14 protein-coding genes and 1 tRNA gene are annotated in these 19971 nt (G+C 59.7%); all 15 read left to right on the top strand.

All coding sequences use genetic code 11. The features are described 5' to 3' along the window. Window positions 1-2 precede the first annotated feature (2 nt). Window positions 3-1796 carry an ABC-F family ATP-binding cassette domain-containing protein gene (locus CVS29_RS01895; RefSeq protein WP_110104630.1) on the top strand — a complete coding sequence of 598 codons (1794 nt, stop codon included), beginning with the start codon at window positions 3-5 and terminating at the stop codon, window positions 1794-1796. A 202-nt stretch (window positions 1797-1998) separates the two neighbouring features. Beyond that, the gene (locus CVS29_RS18170; RefSeq protein ID WP_146212966.1) at window positions 1999-2835 is read left to right on the top strand and encodes a type IV toxin-antitoxin system AbiEi family antitoxin domain-containing protein; all 837 of its coding nucleotides are present in this window, start codon (window positions 1999-2001) and stop codon (window positions 2833-2835) included. Between the two features lie 185 nt (window positions 2836-3020). Further along, a tRNA-Gln gene (locus CVS29_RS01885) sits at window positions 3021-3095 on the top strand. A 104-nt stretch (window positions 3096-3199) separates the two neighbouring features. After that, a complete protein-coding gene (gene glmU, locus CVS29_RS01880) occupies window positions 3200-4681 on the top strand; it encodes a bifunctional UDP-N-acetylglucosamine diphosphorylase/glucosamine-1-phosphate N-acetyltransferase GlmU (protein ID WP_281268031.1) in 1482 nt (493 codons plus the stop codon). 38 nt (window positions 4682-4719) lie between these two features. Beyond that, window positions 4720-5700 (top strand): ribose-phosphate diphosphokinase, encoded by a 981-nt coding sequence (locus CVS29_RS01875; protein ID WP_110104628.1) that lies wholly within the window; start codon window positions 4720-4722, stop codon window positions 5698-5700. Between the two features lie 264 nt (window positions 5701-5964). Continuing rightward, window positions 5965-6531: a 50S ribosomal protein L25/general stress protein Ctc gene (locus tag CVS29_RS01870; RefSeq protein ID WP_110104627.1), complete on the top strand. Its 567-nt coding sequence runs from the start codon at window positions 5965-5967 to the stop codon at window positions 6529-6531. A 12-nt stretch (window positions 6532-6543) separates the two neighbouring features. Continuing rightward, window positions 6544-7116, top strand: coding sequence for an aminoacyl-tRNA hydrolase (gene pth / locus CVS29_RS01865; RefSeq protein WP_110104626.1), 573 nt, complete (start codon window positions 6544-6546; stop codon window positions 7114-7116). A 65-nt stretch (window positions 7117-7181) separates the two neighbouring features. Beyond that, window positions 7182-9977, top strand: a complete 2796-nt coding sequence (locus CVS29_RS01860; protein ID WP_170120867.1) for a helix-turn-helix transcriptional regulator — start codon at window positions 7182-7184, stop codon at window positions 9975-9977. Between the two features lie 3 nt (window positions 9978-9980). Continuing rightward, entirely contained in the window at window positions 9981-12728 is a 2748-nt protein-coding gene (locus CVS29_RS01855; protein WP_110104624.1) for a helix-turn-helix transcriptional regulator, read from the top strand. 552 nt (window positions 12729-13280) lie between these two features. Next, window positions 13281-14849, top strand: coding sequence for a sugar transferase (locus tag CVS29_RS01850; protein WP_110104623.1), 1569 nt, complete (start codon window positions 13281-13283; stop codon window positions 14847-14849). 50 nt (window positions 14850-14899) lie between these two features. Further along, a complete protein-coding gene (locus CVS29_RS01845; RefSeq protein WP_110104622.1) occupies window positions 14900-16009 on the top strand; it encodes a Gfo/Idh/MocA family protein in 1110 nt (369 codons plus the stop codon). Further along, on the top strand, window positions 16006-17007 hold the full coding sequence (locus tag CVS29_RS01840; protein ID WP_110104621.1) for an NAD-dependent epimerase/dehydratase family protein: 1002 nt from the start codon (window positions 16006-16008) through the stop codon (window positions 17005-17007). The genes CVS29_RS01845 and CVS29_RS01840 overlap by 4 nt, the downstream gene beginning before the upstream one ends. Then, window positions 17004-18176, top strand: a complete 1173-nt coding sequence (locus tag CVS29_RS01835) for a DegT/DnrJ/EryC1/StrS family aminotransferase (protein ID WP_110104620.1) — start codon at window positions 17004-17006, stop codon at window positions 18174-18176. The genes CVS29_RS01840 and CVS29_RS01835 overlap by 4 nt, the downstream gene beginning before the upstream one ends. A 1-nt stretch (window position 18177) precedes the next feature. After that, window positions 18178-18855: an acetyltransferase gene (locus CVS29_RS01830; protein ID WP_110104619.1), complete on the top strand. Its 678-nt coding sequence runs from the start codon at window positions 18178-18180 to the stop codon at window positions 18853-18855. 1 nt (window position 18856) lies between these two features. Next, complete coding sequence (locus CVS29_RS01825; RefSeq protein WP_110104618.1) at window positions 18857-19969, top strand: DegT/DnrJ/EryC1/StrS family aminotransferase; 1113 nt, start codon at window positions 18857-18859, stop codon at window positions 19967-19969. Window positions 19970-19971: the final 2 nt, after the last annotated feature.

Genomic DNA, 19971 nt, shown 5'->3' with positions numbered 1-19971 from the left:
ACGTGGCTCATTTGCTGGGCGGAGAAAATCTAAGCATTGCCTTCGCCACCCGAACCGTGCTCGACGGCGTCAGTGTCGGGCTTGAAGAAGGGGACCGCATTGGCATTGTGGGACGTAATGGCGACGGCAAGTCCACGCTGATGCGCCTGCTGGCCGGGCGCCAAACTGCGGACTCCGGCCGTGTCACCGTGCGCGGCGGGGTCCAGGTCAGTTACCTGGACCAGACGGACGTGCTGGACGGCGAACATACGGTGGGCTTCGCGATTGTGGGGGAGGCGGCGGACCATGAATGGGCGTCCAACCCCAAGATCCGTGAAATCATGGGTGCGCTGGTGGGAGAGGTGGACTGGCATGCCAACATCCATTCGCTCTCCGGTGGACAGAAACGCCGCGTTGCCCTGGCCAAACTGCTGATCGGTGATGACGATGTCATCATGCTCGATGAGCCCACCAACCACCTGGATGTGGAGGGCGTGGCCTGGTTGGCCAAGCACCTGAACCAGCGCTGGCGGGCCAACGAGGGCGCCTTTGTAGTGGTCACCCACGATCGCTGGTTCCTGGATGAAGTGTGCACCCGCACCTGGGAAGTCCATGACGGGATCATTGACCCGTTCGACGGCGGTTACGCCGCCTACGTGCTGGCCCGGGCCGAGCGGGACCGGATGAACTCAGTGGTTGAGTCCAAGCGCGTCCAGCTGGTCAAGAAGGAACTTGCCTGGCTGCGTCGCGGCGCCCCGGCGCGTACGGCCAAGCCCAAGTTCCGTATTGAGGCTGCCAACGAGCTCATCGCGGACGTACCAGAACCCCGTGACTCGGTGGCGCTGTCGAAGATGGCAACCGCCCGCCTGGGCAAGGACGTCATTGACCTTGAGAACATCTCCCTGAGCTATGGGGAGGGTGAGAACGCCAAGGAGATCTTCAAGAACATCACGCTGCGTCTTGCCCCGGGCGAGCGGCTCGGCCTGGTCGGTGTCAACGGTGCCGGAAAGACCACCCTGTTGCAGTTGCTCAACGGTGAGGTTGAACCGACCTCCGGCAAGGTCAAATGCGGCAGCACCGTCAAGACCGCCGTGCTCACACAGGAAGTCAAAGAGCTCGATGACGTGCTGAACATGCGCGTCATTGAGGTTATTGAGCGTGAAAAGCGTTCCTTTGACGTGGGCGGCAAGGAAATGAGCGCCGGGACGCTCGTGGAGCAGCTCGGGTTCACCAAGGACAAGCAGTGGACCATGGTCAAGGATCTCTCCGGTGGTGAGCGCAGGCGTTTGCAGTTGCTGCGCCTGCTGGTGGGGGAGCCGAACGTGCTCATGCTCGATGAGCCTACGAATGACTTGGATACGGACACCCTTGCGGCAGTGGAAGATGTGCTCGATGGCTGGCCCGGCACGCTCGTGGTGGTCTCGCATGATAGGTACTTGCTGGAGCGCGTCACCGATCACCAGATGGCGCTGCTGGGCGACGGAAAGCTGCGAGGGTTGGTGCGGGGCGTGGACGAGTACTTGGAGCTGCGCGCCAATGCTGGCGTGGGGCCCTCAGCGTCCAGCCCGGCCGCTGCCACTGCGGCCCCGTCCGGCCCCACGGAGGGGCAGAAGCGCGACGCCCGGAAGGTGCTGAACCGGCTGGAGCGTCAGCTGGGCAAGAACTCCGCTGCCGATGCCAAGGTCCATGCTCAGATGGCAACCAGTGTGGGAGACTATGACGCCCTGGCTGATCTGCAAGCGAAGCTGGCCAAGCTCGCCTCCGAGCGCGAGGGCCTGGAGCTTGAATGGCTTGAGGCCTCGGGCGTGCTCGAGTAACACGTTTGGGGCTGCGCACCGTTGTTCCTGCAATGGTGTGCAGCCCCAAGAGTTGCGCACCATTGTTCCTGCAACGGTGCGCAGCTTCAGAGGGCTCTATACGCAGCCGCGTTCCTCCACAGCCCTAGCTGGGCGCCGGCTTGTTCACATTCACGACGCCGGGGCTGTCGCCGGCTGAGGCGCTTGGCTCACTATGGGTGCTATGGACGTACAAGGCAGCAGTACTCGCAGACCCATTGAAAGCGTCATTGCCGCAAGCGGTGGCGCGGTTCGCCGTGTAGCGCTCCTGGACAAAGGCTTCTCCGACTGGCATATTAGGCGGGCTCTTGGATCAGGGGCCATCCGGCGTATTTCTCGCGGCGTTTATGCCACTTCGGGCTCGCTGCCCTTGGCCGAACACCTGGCTAAGAACCAGGCACAGCTGACGTGTTTTGGCCGCGCACAGCAGGAGGGCCTCTGGGTCCTTCATGATCAGGACATACCTCACGTTGGGATAGCCCACGGGCGGCCCGTATCAGGCTGTGTGAGCCACAGATTCAAGGGCACGTTAACGCTTAGGGACATCCTTCGCCATTGCGCGCAATGCGGCACTGAGCTGGAGATCCTGTGTGTGTTGGAATCGGCCGTAGTCAAGCACAAGGTGACCTTGGCGCAGCTTCGAACGTTATTCAATCGCCGCAATGACGGCCGTGTTCGCACAATCATTGATTCCATTGACCCCCAATCAATGTCCATTGCAGAAACCTGTGCCAGGTACCACTTGAAAAAGGCTGGATACAACGTCCAGGGCCAGGCGCATATCCGGGGTATGGGTCACCTGGACGCACTGGTGGATGGCCAACTAGGGCTTGAAATTGACGGCCGGGAATACCATAACAATGAAAAGGCTTGGGAAGAGGATCTTCGTCGCGGCAACGTTCTGGTGATTGAAGACGTGCCTGTTCTGCACTTTAGGGCAGCCGTGGCCATGTACTACCCGGAAGAGATGCTGCGGTGGGTGCGCCAGGCACTGGAGAGCATTGCAGCCACGCGCCATTAGCCCCGAACCGTGCTCAGCTCCATAAGTTGCGCACCATTTGGCGCCAAACGGTGCGCAGAATTTGTGAGCTTCGCCACCCTGGGGCAAAAAAAGCTCCGCCACGGGAGGGCTCAAGTCGCGCAACAGCCACTCGTCATGGCACACTATATTCTCGTGAGCTTCCAGCGGAAGCAAGATGCTCATGGTCCGCCCTGGTGTAACGGCAGCACCCCAGCCTTTGGAGCTGTGGAGTACAGGTTCGAATCCTGTGGGCGGAACCACTTTTAGGAAGAGATCAGGCCGCTCGGCCAAGCAGGTACCATGGAATTGTTTCCCATTGCGTACGTTTGAAATCGGACCGAGGTCCGGGCAGGAGCGCCACTTAGTGAGCCGCCAAGAGATCATCAGTAACAACCCGGCAGCTGTCATTGTCCTCGCTGCGGGCGCAGGCACCCGGATGAAGTCACGCACACCCAAGATCTTGCACACCATTGGCGGGATCTCCATGGTGGGCCACGCCATGGCAGCCGCACAAGGCTTGAACCCTGACACACTGGCAGTGGTTGTCCGCCACGAGCGCGATCTTGTTGCAGCGCACATTGCGGCTCTCGATGAACGCGCCCGCATTGTTGATCAGGATGAGATTCCCGGAACCGGCCGCGCTGTTCAGCAGGCACTCGAAGCCCTAGACGCCCAGGCCGGCGCCCAGACCGCCGTGGAGGGCACCGTTGTTGTCACTTACGGTGACGTGCCGCTGCTGACCACAACATTGCTGGCCGAGTTGGTGGACACGCACAACAAGGACGCCAACGCCGTCACCGTACTGACTGCGGTTCTGGATGACGCCACCGGCTACGGACGCATCCTGCGCGATGGCACTGACGGCACGGTCTTGGGTATCCGTGAGCATAAGGACGCTACTGAATCTGAGCGTGAAATCCGCGAAATCAACTCCGGCATCTACGCCTTCAACGCTGCCGTCCTGCGGGAAGCGCTCAAGAGTGTCACCACAGATAACAATCAGGGCGAGATGTACCTGACGGATGTGCTGTCCCTGGCCAGGAACAGCGGTGGCCGGGTGGCCGCAGTCTCCACCACTGACCGCTGGCAGGTGGAAGGCGCCAATGACCGCGTTCAGCTAGCGGCGCTTGGTACCGAGCACAACCACCGCATTGTTGCGAGCTGGATGCGCGCGGGTGTGAGTGTCATTGACCCCGCCACCACCTGGATAGATTCCACTGTGCAGCTGGCCGAAGATGTCACCATCTTGCCCGGCACCCAACTCCACGGTAAAACCACTGTGGCGAGGGACGCCGTCGTGGGTCCAGATTCAACGCTGACCGATGTCCAGATTGGCGAAGGTGCCGAAGTCACGCGCACCCACGGCTCCGGTGCCATCATTGGCGAGGGCGCCCATGTGGGTCCGTTCACCTACCTGCGTCCGGGGACCGTTCTGGGTGCCGACGGCAAGATCGGCGCGTTCTATGAAACGAAGAACGTCACCATTGGCCGCGGCTCCAAGCTCAGCCACCTAGGCTACGCCGGAGACACCGAAATTGGTGAGGACACCAACATTGGCTGCGGCAACATCACGGCCAACTTCGACGGCGTGAACAAGCACCGCACGGTCATCGGCTCCGGTGTGCGAACCGGATCCAACACAGTCTTCGTAGCTCCTGTCACGGTGGGAGACGGCGCCTTCACGGGAGCCGGAGCCATTGTCCGCAAGGACGTTCCGGCAGGTGCACTGACTCTGACCGTGGCCCCACAGCGCAACCTCGAAGGCTGGACCGCGGCGAACCGTCCGGGGAGCATCTCTGCCCAGGCTGCCGAAAATGCCCGCGCCTCAGATGATTCAGCCAACTAAAACTTCTCACCGACCCCACCACTGCGAGAAAGAAAATCATGAGCGAACTAGTCCATAACGTCGACAAAAAGCTGGTGCTGGCCTCCGGCCGCGCCCACCCTGAACTGGCCGAGGAAGTGGCCAAGTGTCTGGGGACCGAGCTGCTGCCGATGTCTGCCTACGACTTCGCCAATGGTGAGATTTACGTCCGCTCCGGCGAAAGCGTGCGCGGCAAGGAAGTCTTCATCATCCAGGCTCACCCCGCCCCGATGAATAACTGGCTGATGGAGCAGCTGATCATGGTTGACTCCATGAAGCGCGCTTCTGCCCGCCGCATCACCGTGGTGGCCCCGTTCTACCCGTATTCACGTCAGGACAAGAAGGGCCGCGGCCGCGAACCCATCTCGGCTCGCTTGGTGGCAGATCTGTACAAGACCGCTGGCGCAGACCGCATCATGAGCGTTGATTTGCACACCGCACAGATCCAGGGCTTCTTCGACGGCCCCGTGGACCACCTCTTCGGCATCCCGCTGCTGGCGGACCACATCCGCAAGGTCATCGGGGACGACGCCGTCACCGTAGTTTCCCCGGACACCGGCCGTGTGCGCGTGGCTGAGCAGTGGGCCGAGCGCTTGGGCGGTGCCCCCTTGGCGTTCGTGCACAAGTCACGAGATCTGACAGTGCCGAACCAGGCTGTCTCCAAGACCGTGGTGGGTCAGGTTGAAGGACGCACCTGCGTTCTGATCGATGACATGATCGACACCGGTGGAACCATTGCTGGTGCGGTACGTGTCCTCAAGGATGCTGGCGCAAAGGATGTCATCATCGCCGCCACGCACGCCATCCTTTCTGACCCAGCGTCCGAACGCCTGGCCAACTGTGGTGCCCGTGAAGTGGTCGTTACCAACACGCTGCCCATCCCGGAGGAGAAGCGCTTCCCCACGCTGACAGTGCTCTCTATCGCACCCCTGCTGGCACGGGCCATCAAGGAAGTCTTCGAGGACGGCTCAGTCACCAGCTTGTTCGACGGCGATGCCTAGTCCCACGCCCTCCCACTGTCCAGCCGCTGACGCGTCTGAACACTGAGGGCCCAGCACCACTGACGGCCGCTTCCCCTCTCCGGGAAGCGGCCGTTGGCGTTTGCTACCCTCGCGTTCTGCTAAACTTGTGCAGTAAACCTTGGCGAGGGACACCCATAGTGTGGGTGTCCGTGATCGACTGGGTCTCGCAGCTCCTGACGAATGTGTTGTGGATTGTGTTGACCTGTTTAGTCCACGCCCACCCATCAAGAAGGAGCATTTTTTATGTCTGATCTGACTCTCAACGGCGAACTGCGCAACGAATTCGGCAAGGGCGCGGCACGCCGCATCCGCCGTGCCAAGCAGATCCCTGCTGTTATCTACGGCCACGGCGCAGCCCCCCTGCACTTGGTCCTGCCGGAGCGCGAGACGGTTCGCGCCATCCGCGCCTCCAACGCTCTGCTGACCATCACCATCGACGGCGAAGCTCACCTGGCCTTGGTCAAGGACATCCAGCGCGATCCCGTTCTGCAGATCGTAGAGCACATTGACCTGCTGACCGTTAAGAAGGGTGAGAAGGTCATTGTTGACGTTCCCGTCCACCTCGTTGGCGAGCCTGCCCCGGCCACCGTTGTTAACCAGGAAGAAGTTGTTGTCAGCCTGTCAGCCGACGCAACCGACCTGCCTGCCTTCATTGAGGTCAGCATTGAGGGCTTGGCCGCCGGCCAGCACGTCCTCGCCGGCGATCTGGTACTGCCTGCCGGCGTCGTGCTGGTCAACGAGCCTGACCTGCTGATCGTTCACTTCGCTGAGCCGGTTGTTGTCGCTGAAGCTGAAGAAGCAGCAGAGTAATACCTCATACTTATGAGTGATACTTGGCTTGTAGTCGGGCTCGGGAACCCCGGGCCCGGCTACAGCCGTAACAGACACAACATTGGCTACATGGTGGTTGAGGAACTAGCCTCCCGCCTAGGAGCCACTTTTAAGACCCACAAAGCCAAGGCCCTGGTTGCTACCGGGCGCCTAGCTGTGGGCGGGCACAAGTTGATCCTTGCCAAGCCCACCGTCTTCATGAATCTTAATGGAGGCCCCACGGCGGCACTGGCCAAGTTCTATAACCTCCCCGCCGCCAATGTCATCGCCGTGCATGACGAAATTGAGATCCCCTTTGACACCGTGAAGCTCAAACTTGGTGGTGGCGAAGGCGGGCACAACGGTCTTCGGGATATTTCCCGAACCCTTGGCACCAAGGATTATTACCGTGTGCGTGCGGGTGTAGGCCGGCCTCCGGGCCGCGCTGACGCTGCCAGCCATGTGCTGCGTGATTTCTCCACTGCCGAAAACAAGGCGCTGCCGTTTCTGATAGATAACAGTGCCGATGCTGTTGAACTCCTTGTTGCAGAGGGATTGCTGGCCGCCCAAGCCAAGTTTAACTAATAAGCCACCCCGCACGCTGTGCTACACGTCACGGTATGCTGTTCTGTTTGTCGGACCACCCTGTTATGATCGCAAATATGCGGCACGGCGGCTCTGAGGGACGCTGGCTGTTGGACAAACGGGGTCTCGACATGGCAATTTTCAATGATGTCGCTGCTCCCAAATGGTCGAGGCCCTTAAAATCGGGGACTTTTGAAGCCATGGGGGCGGCTGATAGGAAGTTCTGGTCTTCTTTCGTCAGGCAGACGGAAATCGACAGGACTGTCCTTGCACTAAATGACCCTAAAACTTATGGGGTCGCTGTTTTGGGGCCATGGGGAGTTGGTAAAACCACCTTGGCCCGTGCCGTCGAAGAAGCTTTGGCCCCCACTACACACATTGAACGGCTCTTCGGCTCGTCCGCTGAAACGCTCGTCCCCTACGGCCCTCTGTCCATGCTCATGGCCCGGCTGCCTGCCACCGCCTTGGAAACACCTACCGGGGTGATCCGTGGGATCGATGAACTCATTCGCTCCGATGCGGGCGGGCGCAAGGTGCTTTTGGTAGTTGATGACCTGCCGGGGCTGGACTTTATGAGCGTCGGTGTGCTGATGCACCTGCTCATGGGTGGAACTGCGAAAGTTCTGGTCATGGCGCGCGATTCCACCGACATGCCCGAGGACCTGGTATGGCTTGCCAAGGACGGACAACTGGGTGAAATCAGGCTGGAGCACTTCAGCCGGGCCGAGGTCGGGGAATTGATTGGGAAGGCCACTGGAACCTTCGTTTCCGAAACTGCGGTAACTGCGCTCCACCAGGCGAGCAACGGCATCCCACTGGTATTACAGGCACTGTTTCGCGAGCAAGTGGCCAAGGGTGGCATCAGGAAACACTTGGGCGGCTGGGTAGTCAAGGATTCCATCAATATTGACGCCGATAGTGCGCTGGCGGAAATTGTTCGGGCCAGGCTCTCCCGTGAGGATCCAGCCGTGCGTCTGGGGGTGGAGAGAATGGCTCTTCTGGGCAATGCGCCGCTTCAGCTTGCCATGTCCGCCTTGGGGCAGGAGGTGCTCTGGCAACTTGAAGAGCGCGGATTTGTTGAGATTTCCGTGGAAGGACGGCACCGCGCATCCCTTGCCGAACGCTACATCGGTGACATTGTGCGTAGCGGCCTCAGTTCCACAAGAATGTCTGAAATTTTTGCGGACATTGCGCTGAGCCTCAACCAGGAGCTGGAATCGCTTGACGAGCGGGAGATCATGTCCCTGGCGGCCTGGACCCTGGACGCCGGCATGGTCCTGGAACCGCCACTTGCATTGGCTGCCGCGTCCAGTGCACTGCGGCACTTTGACCCGGAGTTGGCGCTGCGCTGCACTGCCCAAATTCCCTCCGCCAACCCGCTTCGGGCCAAGGCGGTTCAAGCACGCAGCGCCGCTTTCCGGCTGCTGGCAGATTATGGCACCGCGGTAGCTGAACTTGATGCCTTGCCAGAAGAGGTCATTTCCCGGCTGTCTCTTGAAGAGTACGGTTCCTGGGTCCTGGCCATGGCCGGGGCACTATTATGGGTGCCCGGTGGCGAACGCCGAATCGTGGCGTTGTTGGCACAGGCAGAGCAGCGTCTGGCCTCGGCAGAGGGCCCTGCAACCATGGAAGCTAGCCGCGCGGCCGGAACGCTGATCAATCTGGCCAGGTTCGAGTTCCAAGTTCATCTGGGTGAATTCGCCGCTGTCATTCCGGCGTTGGAAGCTGCGCTCCATGGTGAGGACACGGAATACAGCCTCAATTGTGCCTGCTTGCTGGTGACTGCGCTGGCTGTGGTTGGCCGCGAGCTTGAGGCCATCACCTTGGCCCGGAGTATTGAAAATGATACTACTGCGCTGGGAATGACACCCCTTTTCAGCGACCACTACCGCAACGGCCTGGCGGTTGCCCAAATCTGGAGCGGCCAGTGGACGGACTGTGTTGAGCTGCTTCGTGAGGAAATCGAGGATGGCCAACGGCCAGTTCCTTACCGCGGCGGCTTGATTGAGCTCAACCTCGGCCTGGCCCACGCCTATGCCGGACGCGGTGCCGAGGCGGTGCAAGTGCTGATGTCGGCAGCCGCCCAACTTGAAGCCCGCAACAGCGACAACGCCTTGAGCTTGGCTTATGCGGCGCTGGCCTTTTGCCATGCCCAGGTCAATAACGAACAAGAGGCTATGGCATGCCTGGCACTTGCTGATTCAGTTCAAGGACCCACACTGTGGACCAATCAAGCCATGTTTGAATTCTTCAGGCTGCTGGCCATGCGCTGGCTCGATGATCCCCGGGCTGCGGATAGCTTGCGGGGCTCTGCCTTGATCGACATTGAAAAGAGCCGCGTTACTACTGCGTCTATTTCACTTTTCGCCGCAAGCGTCCAAGCGAGCGAGAAGGATCATGCCCTGTTGGAGGAAGTTTCGCTGCTCCGCCAAGGTCCCATGGCAACTGTCAGCGTATTGCTGGCCCGCAGCTACCTGACCCGGAGTGCCGAGCTGGCACTTGAGGCCGCACATATTGCCCAGTCTTTAAAGCTCGACGCCGTGGAGTCCCGCTGCGCTGTCATCGCCTTGGACTTCGCGCGAGATGCAGGACGAAATACGCTCGTTAAACTGGCCACACAGCGTTTGGAGCGGCTCAACAAGAACTTGCCCAAATTGCCCCACATGCCGGTGCGGGCCGGAGTGAAACTCACCCAACGGGAAATCCAAGTGGCCAAATTAGCTAAACGAGGGCTCGGCAACCGGGCTATCGCAGATCGCATCGGTGTTTCGGTGCGGACAGTCGAAGGCCACCTGTACCAGCTGTACAGCAAGCTGGGCATCACAACGCGGCATGAACTTGCACAAGAGCAGGAATTTTAGGATATGCCGGGGACTCAAAATCAAGCCCGCACCGCTGGCACCGTGCCGCTGTCCACGTATTTCTGCCGGCAGGTGGAACTCGATGAACTCTACGCCCAATTGCAGCGTCCGGACTGTAGCGCCATTTTCCTTAGCAGTGAAACGGGAATGGGTGCAACGTCTCTGCTGCGTGAGCTGGCCACCATTGCGTCCAAGCGCGTGGCCGTCATATCACTGCAGGGCACCCCGTCGCTGGCAGCTATACCCTTTGGAATTCTCGCACCTTTTTTACGACGCACCTCCTGTGCCTTTGTTGAATCGCATGTGGATGCAATCCGGAAGACGTTGGCACTCTTGGATGACAAGGAAGCCCATCTGCGGGCCACACTGGGGGAGGGCTTAGATCTTGGGCGTCCGCTGATCATCATTGACGAAGCGGACTACATTGACACGGCAACTGCCACGGTGGTTGTCAGCCTTGCACAGGCAGAGAAAATCAAGGTTGTGGTTGCGCACCGCGCAGCTAATGACCCTGTCAGCCCGCTGCCCCAACTCTGGCAAGCGGGAGTTGCTGAAAGATTCCACCTGCGCCCCCTGAACCGAGAGGACGGGCACGAATTTTGTGTGGGCCTTCTGGGCGGGCCAACCACCGCCAACAGCAGCTGGTACTTTTGGAACACTGCCGGCGGGAACCCACTGCTTATGCGGCTGGTCATGGAGGACGCGCTGGCCAGCGGCAGGCTGCGGCTCAGAGGCGATCTGTGGATCATGGATGTCCAGTCCGTTTCAGTGGGGCACCAATTGCAGTCCGTGGTTCGGGAACAATTGCGTGGTCTGTCCTCAGATGCACGTAAAACCCTGGATTTGGTGGCCCTTTCTGAACCGGTTTCTGCCGAAATAGTCAGCCAACAGCTAGGCGCAGAGGCGTTGAAAGAACTGTTCGAACGGGACTTAGTGCAGGAAAGTTTTGATTCCATCAGGCTGTTAAGGCTGATAAACCCCATCTATGGTGAAGTCATTCGGGAGATGGTGCCCCGATCCCAGAGCCGGATGCTGCACAGCCGGCTCATCAACGTGCTCAAATTGGAATCCAGCACTCCGGAGTCGGCGTTGAGAATGGTTATTTGGACCTTGGAAAGCGGGCTGCCAGTCCCGGACTCTGAAGTGTTATCTGCAGCCATTTTTGCCGGCAAACTCTATGAATCTGGTGTGGCGTTGCGGCTTGCCGAAGAGATTAGAGACCCCCACAACCAAGGCAGGGCGCGTGCTGTCAAAGCCCGTGCACACTTCAACATGGGGGAGTACGCGCAGGCTGCTGCACTGCTGGAACATCACGATGAGAACGCCGCGAGCATCAGCGAACTTTTATTTGGTGGATTGCTGAGGGCCGCTTTGCAGTCCGCACTGGCCCTGCCACCGCAGGCCATTCATGATGCGGCCACCGCGTTGCGCCAGCATGGTGAGAGGCTGGCCCGCAAGGATCCGGAGAACGCTGCGGATATTTTGCTGCGATCTGGGGAGCGGGCCCACATTATTGACTTGATGGCCCACTCTAGGGCAGGAAACTACAACCAGATGAGCGGGCACATCCAGGAAGTGCTCAATCGAAGTGACGGGCATAACGATCCCGATCACGTGTGCAACCGATCCCTTGCGTTGGCGTTCGAGGCGGAAAAACTTAGTGCCTTAGGTTTTCCGCTGGCCGGTATGGCACAAGCAGCGGCAGCCTTTGCCATTGTCCAGGCGGAGGACCACGACGTATTCTTCGTGCCGGAGTGGATCATTAGCCGCGCGCAAGTAGCAATTCTGACGGCAGGCCAGTGGGAAGAAGCTGAACAAAGTCTAAATGTTCTCGCAGTCGATGTTGGAAAAGGCACCATTTCATTCGGTGGCAGTGTGGGCGTAGCCCGCGGAATGATGAGGCTGCAGCAGGGGCATCCGGCCGCAGCACTTGAGGTGCTCTTGGAGGGACTGGACGTGTTGCGGCACAGCGATCCGCAGCAGCTCATGGGCTACTGCATCTCGATGGCCGCCTATGCCGCAGCCAAGCTGGGACGCCATGACACCGCTCGGGAACTCATTGAACAGTACGGCGAAGACACCAGTATGTATATTGTGCTCGCTCACGAGAGGGCTTTCATCGCGGCAGCACGCGAGTACCTGAACGGCGACGGAGCAGGCGTTGGTGAACTCCTTGGTGTGATCGAAGACTCTGCTGAGCGAGGCCTGCTCTCGGCAGAGCTGAACGCGCTCTCGCTACTGATGGATTTTGCGCCCGGCAACGCCAGAGCACGGATTCTTTCCGTCGCCGGCAAGGTGGAGGGAAGATGGGCTGCGGGGCTGTACGCGTACGCTAGTGCACTAGAACAACGGCAAGCTTCCATCATGGTGGATGCTGCCGAACAACTCTTAGAAGCACAGATGTACCAACATGCTGGCAGGTTGTTGCGGCTGGCAGATTCAACAGCGGCTAAAGAACGTGACAGCCTGATCAACCGGCGGATCCGTCACGGCCTGGAACAGATTGAGCAGACATTGGGGGCGCAGGGTGAACCCGGAGGAAAAAAATCCGGTGGCCATCAACGGATGAGGGAACGGCTGACAGCCAGAGAACTAGAAATTGCGCTCATGGCCGCGCAGGGGCTCACTGATAAGGTCATTGGTGCGCAACTGCACGTCTCAGTACGGACCGTTGAAGGTCACCTCTACCGGGCGTATGCCAAGCTTGAAATAACCGATCGAAACGACCTTGCGTTAATCCTTTCAGACTAAGAAATACGGTATTCAAAGCTACTCGCTAGCGTCGAAAAAAACCAAAAAAACCACTGTCTTGTACCGTCCTTTAGGGCGTATTAGACGGTGGTTTTTTATGTATAGACCTGGCAAACCAAGTAGTGAACTCAGCTATGCAAGTACCGCTCTAGGTAATTCCAGAGAAGCTACTTGGGCAAGCTGTGACTAATCACGTAGTGCCCACTCGGGTAACTCGCGCCGAAAAGCCGTTAGCTGGAGTTATTCCACCGAACGTTAGTGCAGGAAGGTCTCAATGTCTCAGCCAATGCACGCGGTGGTGCACCTTGCCGGGGGAGTTACAGCCTGTCACGAAGCGCACCTACGCTATCCAGTTGCCCCTGCTTCGAACTCACCCGTCAAAAAACAGCCCTGTGCCTGCCACAGGGCTCCAAGATCGGAGTCGACGGCGGATAAGCCTTCTGAGACCAAGGCTTTCCCCCAGCCGTCGTCGGCTCCCCCTTACTTTTGGCCTCAGGATCGGGCTTTTACAGGGCTCCCCCCGCTCACAGCAACCCTCGGAAAGAGGTTGTCATGAGCATCTTGAAAAACCATTCCTTGTTCTCATCAGCTGGCACAGCACCTGCACCGGGTCGCCGTCAGCGGTTGAAGTCGGCACGGAGCAGGCATTCCGTTTGGGATGCAGTGGTTCGGCCCGCGGCCACGGACAACCCCGTGATGGGCGTCAACTGGTCCACCACTTACGCTCGAAATATCCGCCTGACCGATTTCCTAGTCACCTGCTTGGTTGTGACCGTGGCATTTCTGGGCCGGTTTACGTTGGACCAGCCCACCCAGTTGCACGGGGAGCCCAAACAGTACATTCTGTTGAGTCTTCTTCTGCTGGTGTTGTGGAATGCGGACCTTGAAATGTTCCGCACCCGTGAGCGGCAAATTTTTGGCTCCGGTGCCACCGAATACAAACGCATCATTCACTCAACTTTGCGCGCCTTTGGTTTTCTGGCCATCCTCTTGGTTGTTGTCAAACTCGAAGTGGTCCGCGGCTTCTTCGCCACTGCGCTGCCGTTGGGGATTTTCCTGCTGCTGATGAGCCGCTTGCTGTGGCGCCGGTGGTTGGCTCGGCAGCGGGCCGGAGGGAGTTACTTCTCCAACGCCGTGATCATGGGCGGTACCGAGGACGCCGGCTATGTGATCTCCCAACTGCGTGCCAACCCCGGCACGGGGTACAAGGTGGCAGGGGTGGCCTTGACCTCTTTGGCCGTGGGCAGGGAGCTGAACCGGCCGTGGTATCGGGTCCCGGTTTTTTCCAGTGAGGCCAAGATTGAGAAGATTCTTGCGGTAACAGGTGCTGACACCGTAATTGTTGCCGGAAATCTGCCTGGCGGTCCCGGTGCCATCCAGCAGCTGGGCTGGGACTTGGGTGAGTTGAAAACCGAGTTGGTGCTCGCTTCAAGCCTCACTAACGTGGCCGGACCCCGGGTGCATTTTCGCCCTGTGGAGGGGCTGCCGTTGATGCACGTGGAGCTGCCACAGTATTCAGGTGGAAAACACGTTTACAAGCGAGCTATGGATGTTGGACTCTCAGCCATGGCACTGCTGGTCCTTTCTCCGCTGTTGCTGATTTTGGCACTCATTGTCCGGTTGGACAGTTCCGGGCCGGCACTGTTCCACCAAGAACGTGTGGGCCGGGATGGGCGCACTTTCAAAATGCTCAAGTTCAGGTCCATGGTCATGGATGCGGAGAAGTTACTTGCCGATCTTGCCAACAAAAATGAGGGGGCAGGGCTGCTGTTCAAGATGGCCTGTGACCCGCGCATTACCCGTTGTGGGCGTTGGATGCGCAAGTACTCCCTCGATGAACTGCCACAGTTCTGGAATGTCTTGGTAGGGAACATGAGCTTGGTGGGGCCCCGCCCTCCGCTTCCCACGGAAGTAGCCAAGTATCAGGCACCTGTAGGACGCCGGCTGCTGATCAAGCCTGGCATCACCGGTCTGTGGCAGGTCAGCGGACGCTCGGAATTGCCGTGGGATGAAGCCGTGCGGCTGGATCTTTACTACGTGGAGAACTGGTCACTAACAGGGGACTTCATCATTTTGTGGAGAACAGCTAAAGCTGTCTATTCTCCGGCGGGCGCCTCCTGAGCATCCGCTGGCGGAAAACACCACAACTTCAAACAGAAATGGAATGTATCATGGTCTCAAATTCAGGTCCTCTCCATCAGGAAACACCGGCTGACGCCGGTGCGCCTTTGAGAGTTGCAGTGATAGGTGCGGGTTACTGGGGGCCCAACCTGGCTCGGAATTTCAAGGCAAGCCCGGATTGTGAGCTGTCCGCGATAGTGGACCAAGACACTGCCAGAGCTCTGAAGGTTGCTGGGCCTTTGGGGGACGTGCCGGTCTTTGAATCACTAGAGCGTCTCTTCGCAGAGATCGAAGTTGACGCCGTCGCCATCGCCACACCCGCCCGCACCCACCATCTGCTTGCTTTGCAAGCACTTGAAGCCGGCAAACACGTCCTGGTTGAGAAGCCGCTGGCTGCCAGCCGGGAACTCGGTATGCAAATGGTAGAAGCGGCCGCCAGCCGCGGGCTGATCCTGATGGCTGACCACACCTATTGCTACACACCTGCGGCACTGAAAATTCGCGAACTCATCCAAGAGGGTGAGCTGGGCGAGATCTTGTTTATCGATTCGGTGCGGATCAACTTGGGCCTGGTCCAGCCGGACGTGGACGTGTTTTGGGACCTGGCACCTCATGACCTGTCAGTCATTGACTTCATCCTCCCTGGCGGACTGCGGCCCGAATCTGTGGCAGCCCATGGCGCCGACCCGTTGGGGACCGGCAAAGCCTGTGTAGGTCACCTGAGCTTTGACTTGCCCAACAATGCCATGGCCCACATTAACGTCAACTGGCTCAGTCCCACCAAGATCCGCCAGATGATCATTGGTGGTACCAAGCGCACTCTGGTCTGGGATGACCTGGTACCGCAGCAGCGGATCAGTGTTTATGACAGGGGCATCAATTTCCAGAAGGCCTCCACTTCTGCGGCTCAACGCAAAGCCCAAGCCATTTCCTACCGCATGGGAGACACCTGGTCCCCGGCATTGCCCGAGACGGAAGCCCTGGGACTCATGGTGACCGAATTCGCGGCCAGCATTTTGCAAGGACGCCCCTCACGTACCAGTGGCATGGCGGGGATACGGGTACTCAATGTTTTAGAGGCGGCCAGCCGGAGCCTGGAACTGGGCGGGGAAAGAAGCTTCGTGGCAAGCAATGACGTTCAACTGGAGGGAACACGATGAGCAATCTTCACGGTGCAAATGTTCTGGTAACCGGCGGTGCTGGAACCATTGGCTCCACCATTGTGGACCAGCTATTGGACGCGGGGGTTGCCCACATTGATGTGTTGGACAATTTGGTGCGTGGACGCAGATCAAATCTGGCCGGCGCGCTTGCCACCGGAAAAGTAGAGCTGATTGAAGCGGATCTGCGGGACCGAGACAGTGTCCACGATCTGACCCTGGGCAAAGACCTCGTCTTCCACCAGGCAGCCATCCGCATCACCCAATGCGCTGAGGAACCCCGGCTGGCTTTGGAGGTACTGGTTGATGGAACCTTCAACGTCATAGAAGCTGCTGCCGAACATAAGGTGGGTAAGCTGATCGCCGCCTCGAGCGCCTCCGTCTATGGCATGGCGGAGGAGTTCCCCACCACAGAACGGCACCACCACCACAACAATGACACCTTCTACGGGGCGGCCAAGTCCTTCAATGAGGGCATGGTTCGCAGCTTTAGGGCCATGACCGGCCTGGACTATGTGCTGCTGCGCTACTTCAACGTCTACGGACCCCGCATGGATGTTCACGGCTTGTACACGGAAGTGCTGGTGCGTTGGATGGAACGGATCGTTGACGGTCAGCCCCCGCTGATCTTCGGTGACGGACGTCAGACCATGGATTTTGCCTATACGGTGGACATTGCCCGCTCCAATATTTTGGCCGCCGAAAGCAAAGTCAACGAAGGCGTCTATAACATTGCCAGTGGGCAGGAGACCTCCCTGCTGGAGCTGGCGCAGGCGCTGCTGCGGGCCATGGGTTCCAGCCTGCACGTAGAACATGGTCCCGAGCGTGCCGTCAACGGTGTGGTTCGGCGCTTGGCTGATATTTCTGCGGCGCAGCGTGATCTGGGATTCGCAGCTTCAACACAGCTTGAGGACGGACTGCGCGAACTCGTTGAGTGGTGGCGTCCGCTGCGTGAGGAAATCGCTGCCGGGCGCACCGTGGGGGCGGGTACCCGATGACCATCTCAACGTCATCGGATGTGACGGCCCTGCCGCGCATCAACGTCATGAAGCCGTGGCTGGGCACCGAGGAAGCCGAGGCGCTGGCGGGCGTCATCGCCTCAGGCTGGGTGGCGCAGGGTCCCAAAGTGGCAGAGTTCGAGGCGGCCTTCGCGGCCGTGCAACAGGCCGGATTCGCCGTGGCCACCTCAAATTGCACCACGGCACTGCACCTGGCTTTGGTGGTGGCCGGGATCAAAGCTGGGGATGACGTGGTTGTGCCCTCCTTCTCCTTTATCGCCACCGCCAACGCGCCCACCTACGTGGGTGCCCGGCCGGTCTTTTGCGATGTTGAGCCGGCCACCGGCAACGTGAGCGCAACCACCATCGCCGCGGCCCTGACAGATAAAACACGGGCTGTCATTGTGGCGGACCAAGGCGGCATGCCCGTAGACCTGGATGCGATCCGGGAACTGTGCGATCCGCTGGGCATCACAGTGATTGAGGACGCCGCCTGCGGCGCCGGGTCCACCTACAAGGGCCGCCCTGTTGGGGCCGGGGCCGAGCTGGCGGCGTGGTCCTTCCACCCGCGCAAGATCCTGACCACGGGGGAGGGCGGCATGCTCACCAGTTCCCGAGCTGATTGGGCGCAGCGAGCCGCCAAACTACGCGAACATGCCATGAGTGCCTCTGCCGCGAGCCGGCACGCCTCCGTACTTGCACCGCCTGAGGAGTATACGGAAATTGGCTACAACTTCCGTATGACTGACATGCAAGCGGCCGTGGGAATTGTCCAATTGGGGCGCCTTGCACAGGCTGTAGAGCAGCGCCGCCGGATTGTGGCACGCTACACGGAAGCCCTCACGGGGGTACATGGGCTTCGGCTCTGCGGTGACCCCGAGCATGGGAGCAGCAACTTTCAATCCTTTTGGATTGAGGTACTGCCGGGCTTCGGGACAAGCCGCGAAAGGTTGCTGGAACACCTTGCGGTGCAGGGTATTTCGGCACGGCGGGGCATCATGGCCTCCCACCGTCAACCGGCTTATGCCGGGCGGGATACAGGCGACGCCGAGCTGGCAGTGACCAACAGGCTCACCGACAACACTCTCATTCTGCCCGTCTACCACCAGCTCACAGACGGCGAGCAGGACCGCGTGATTGACGCCGTGAGAAACACGGGGCGGCACTGACATGGGGCAACTGATCCTCGTAGCGGCCAGTGGCCTGGCACGCGAAGTCCTCGCCTCACTCCGGGCTGCTGGGAAGGACCAAGTGGTTGGTTTCCTCGATGACGATCCTGCGCTCGCAGGCACCCTGCAAGGTGGTGTGCCCGTGCTTGGGCCCCTATCCGAGGCAGGAAAGTATCCGGATGTGCGCTTTGTGATTTGTGCCGGGAAGGGTGCCATCAGGGAACGGATTGCCTACCAACTGGCGGATCTCGGGGTGGGCGCCGGTCGCTTTGCCACCGTCATTGCCGCCACCGCAACCGTTCCCGATGGCACCGCAGTGGGCGAGGGGAGCATCCTGCTGGCCAACGTGGTCCTCACGGCAGATGTCCGGGTTGGGCGGCACGTTGTGATCATGCCGCAAGTGACTTTGACGCACGACTGCGAGCTTGAGGACTTTGCCACACTGACGGCAGGCGTGTCCCTCGGTGGGGGAGTGCGGATTGGCCGCGGCGCCTACCTGGGCATGAATTCCAGCGTGCGGGAACGGCGCACCATTGGTGCCGGTGCCACGGTGGGGATGGGGGCCGCCGTCGTCCATGACGTACCTAGCGGGGAAACCTGGGTTGGGGTACCTGCCCGGCCGCTGGCAACTATGGGCAGGGAAGCAGATAGAAGAGTTGAATTGGGGAGGCTTGGCTGAGATGAAACACATTCCTTTGGTTGACCTGCAGGTGCAGCAGGCGGAAATTTATGACGATATTTCTGAGGAAATAGAGGACGTGTTGCGGTCGGCAGCGTTCATTGGCGGCCCAGCCGTGCGCCGATTTGAAAACGCTTATGCGGACTTCGCCGGGACATCGCATTGTGTTGGCGTGGCCAATGGGACCGATGCCCTGGAGCTGGCGCTGAGAGCCTGCGGGGTGATGGCCGGTGCCGAGGTGATCCTGCCAGCGAACTCCTTTATTGCAACGGCGGAGGCTGTGGCGGGCATGGGAGCAACGCCGGTGTTGGTAGACGTGGATCCGGTGCACTTGCTGATTGATCCGCAGTTGGCCGCGGAGGCTGTCACGGCCAAGACACGGGCAATTCTGCCCGTCCATCTCTTTGGACAGCTGGCGCCCATGGCGGAAATCCTTGATGTTGCCGCGTCCTGCGGTGCCGTAGTGATTGAGGATGCGGCTCAGTCTCAGGGTGCCAGTTACAACGGCAAATTCTCAGGGTCCTTCGGCCTCGCTGGTGCAACAAGTTTTTATCCCGGGAAAAACCTGGGGGCCGCCGGAGATGCCGGTGCCGTCACCACTGATGATGCCAAGGTTGCCGAGTATGTTCGAATGCTCGGTGCACACGGCAGCCCCAGTAAGTATGTGCACGAGGTTGTGGGCATGAACTCCCGGCTGGACACCATCCAGGCGGTGGTATTGGATGCCAAACTTAAGCGGCTACCACGTTGGAATGGTATGCGGGGTAAGGCTGCCGCGTTGTATAGCGAACTGTTGAATGATGTGCCTGGGGTCAGCCTTCCTGTGGGCCGGCCCGGTTACGAGGACGCGTGGCACTTGTATGTGGTGCAGGTGCACAATCGCGATGCTATCCTGGCCCAGCTCAACGCTGCTGGTATTGGGGCAGGCATTCACTATCCAACCCCGATCCACATGACCAAGGCCTTCTCCTATTTGGGGCAGGGCGCAGGCGACTTCCCTGTCACCGAAGCTGCGGCTGGCCGGATTCTCTCACTGCCCCTGTTCCCACACATCTCCGCGGAACAGCAGGAACGGGTGGTTGGCACTCTTCGCCAGGCGCTGCGGACAGGGTGAAT

The sequence above is a fragment of the Arthrobacter psychrochitiniphilus genome (assembly GCF_003185915.1).
Lineage (GTDB): Bacteria > Actinomycetota > Actinomycetes > Actinomycetales > Micrococcaceae > Specibacter > Specibacter psychrochitiniphilus.
Note: the sequence above shows the minus strand (reverse complement) of the source record. Positions and strands in the feature narration are given on the sequence as shown.

What these genes read in the sequence shown, in the direction of transcription:
- CVS29_RS18170 (WP_146212966.1), top strand. Translation starts at nt 1,999, where the DNA reads ATGGACGTACAAGGCAGCAGTACTCGCAGACCCATTGAAAGCGTCATT.
- CVS29_RS01875 (WP_110104628.1), top strand. Translation starts at nt 4,720, where the DNA reads ATGAGCGAACTAGTCCATAACGTCGACAAAAAGCTGGTGCTGGCCTCC.
- CVS29_RS01870 (WP_110104627.1), top strand. Translation starts at nt 5,965, where the DNA reads ATGTCTGATCTGACTCTCAACGGCGAACTGCGCAACGAATTCGGCAAG.
- pth (WP_110104626.1), top strand. Translation starts at nt 6,544, where the DNA reads ATGAGTGATACTTGGCTTGTAGTCGGGCTCGGGAACCCCGGGCCCGGC.
- CVS29_RS01860 (WP_170120867.1), top strand. Translation starts at nt 7,182, where the DNA reads ATGATCGCAAATATGCGGCACGGCGGCTCTGAGGGACGCTGGCTGTTG.
- CVS29_RS01855 (WP_110104624.1), top strand. Translation starts at nt 9,981, where the DNA reads ATGCCGGGGACTCAAAATCAAGCCCGCACCGCTGGCACCGTGCCGCTG.
- CVS29_RS01850 (WP_110104623.1), top strand. Translation starts at nt 13,281, where the DNA reads ATGAGCATCTTGAAAAACCATTCCTTGTTCTCATCAGCTGGCACAGCA.
- CVS29_RS01845 (WP_110104622.1), top strand. Translation starts at nt 14,900, where the DNA reads ATGGTCTCAAATTCAGGTCCTCTCCATCAGGAAACACCGGCTGACGCC.
- CVS29_RS01840 (WP_110104621.1), top strand. Translation starts at nt 16,006, where the DNA reads ATGAGCAATCTTCACGGTGCAAATGTTCTGGTAACCGGCGGTGCTGGA.
- CVS29_RS01835 (WP_110104620.1), top strand. Translation starts at nt 17,004, where the DNA reads ATGACCATCTCAACGTCATCGGATGTGACGGCCCTGCCGCGCATCAAC.
- CVS29_RS01830 (WP_110104619.1), top strand. Translation starts at nt 18,178, where the DNA reads ATGGGGCAACTGATCCTCGTAGCGGCCAGTGGCCTGGCACGCGAAGTC.
- CVS29_RS01825 (WP_110104618.1), top strand. Translation starts at nt 18,857, where the DNA reads ATGAAACACATTCCTTTGGTTGACCTGCAGGTGCAGCAGGCGGAAATT.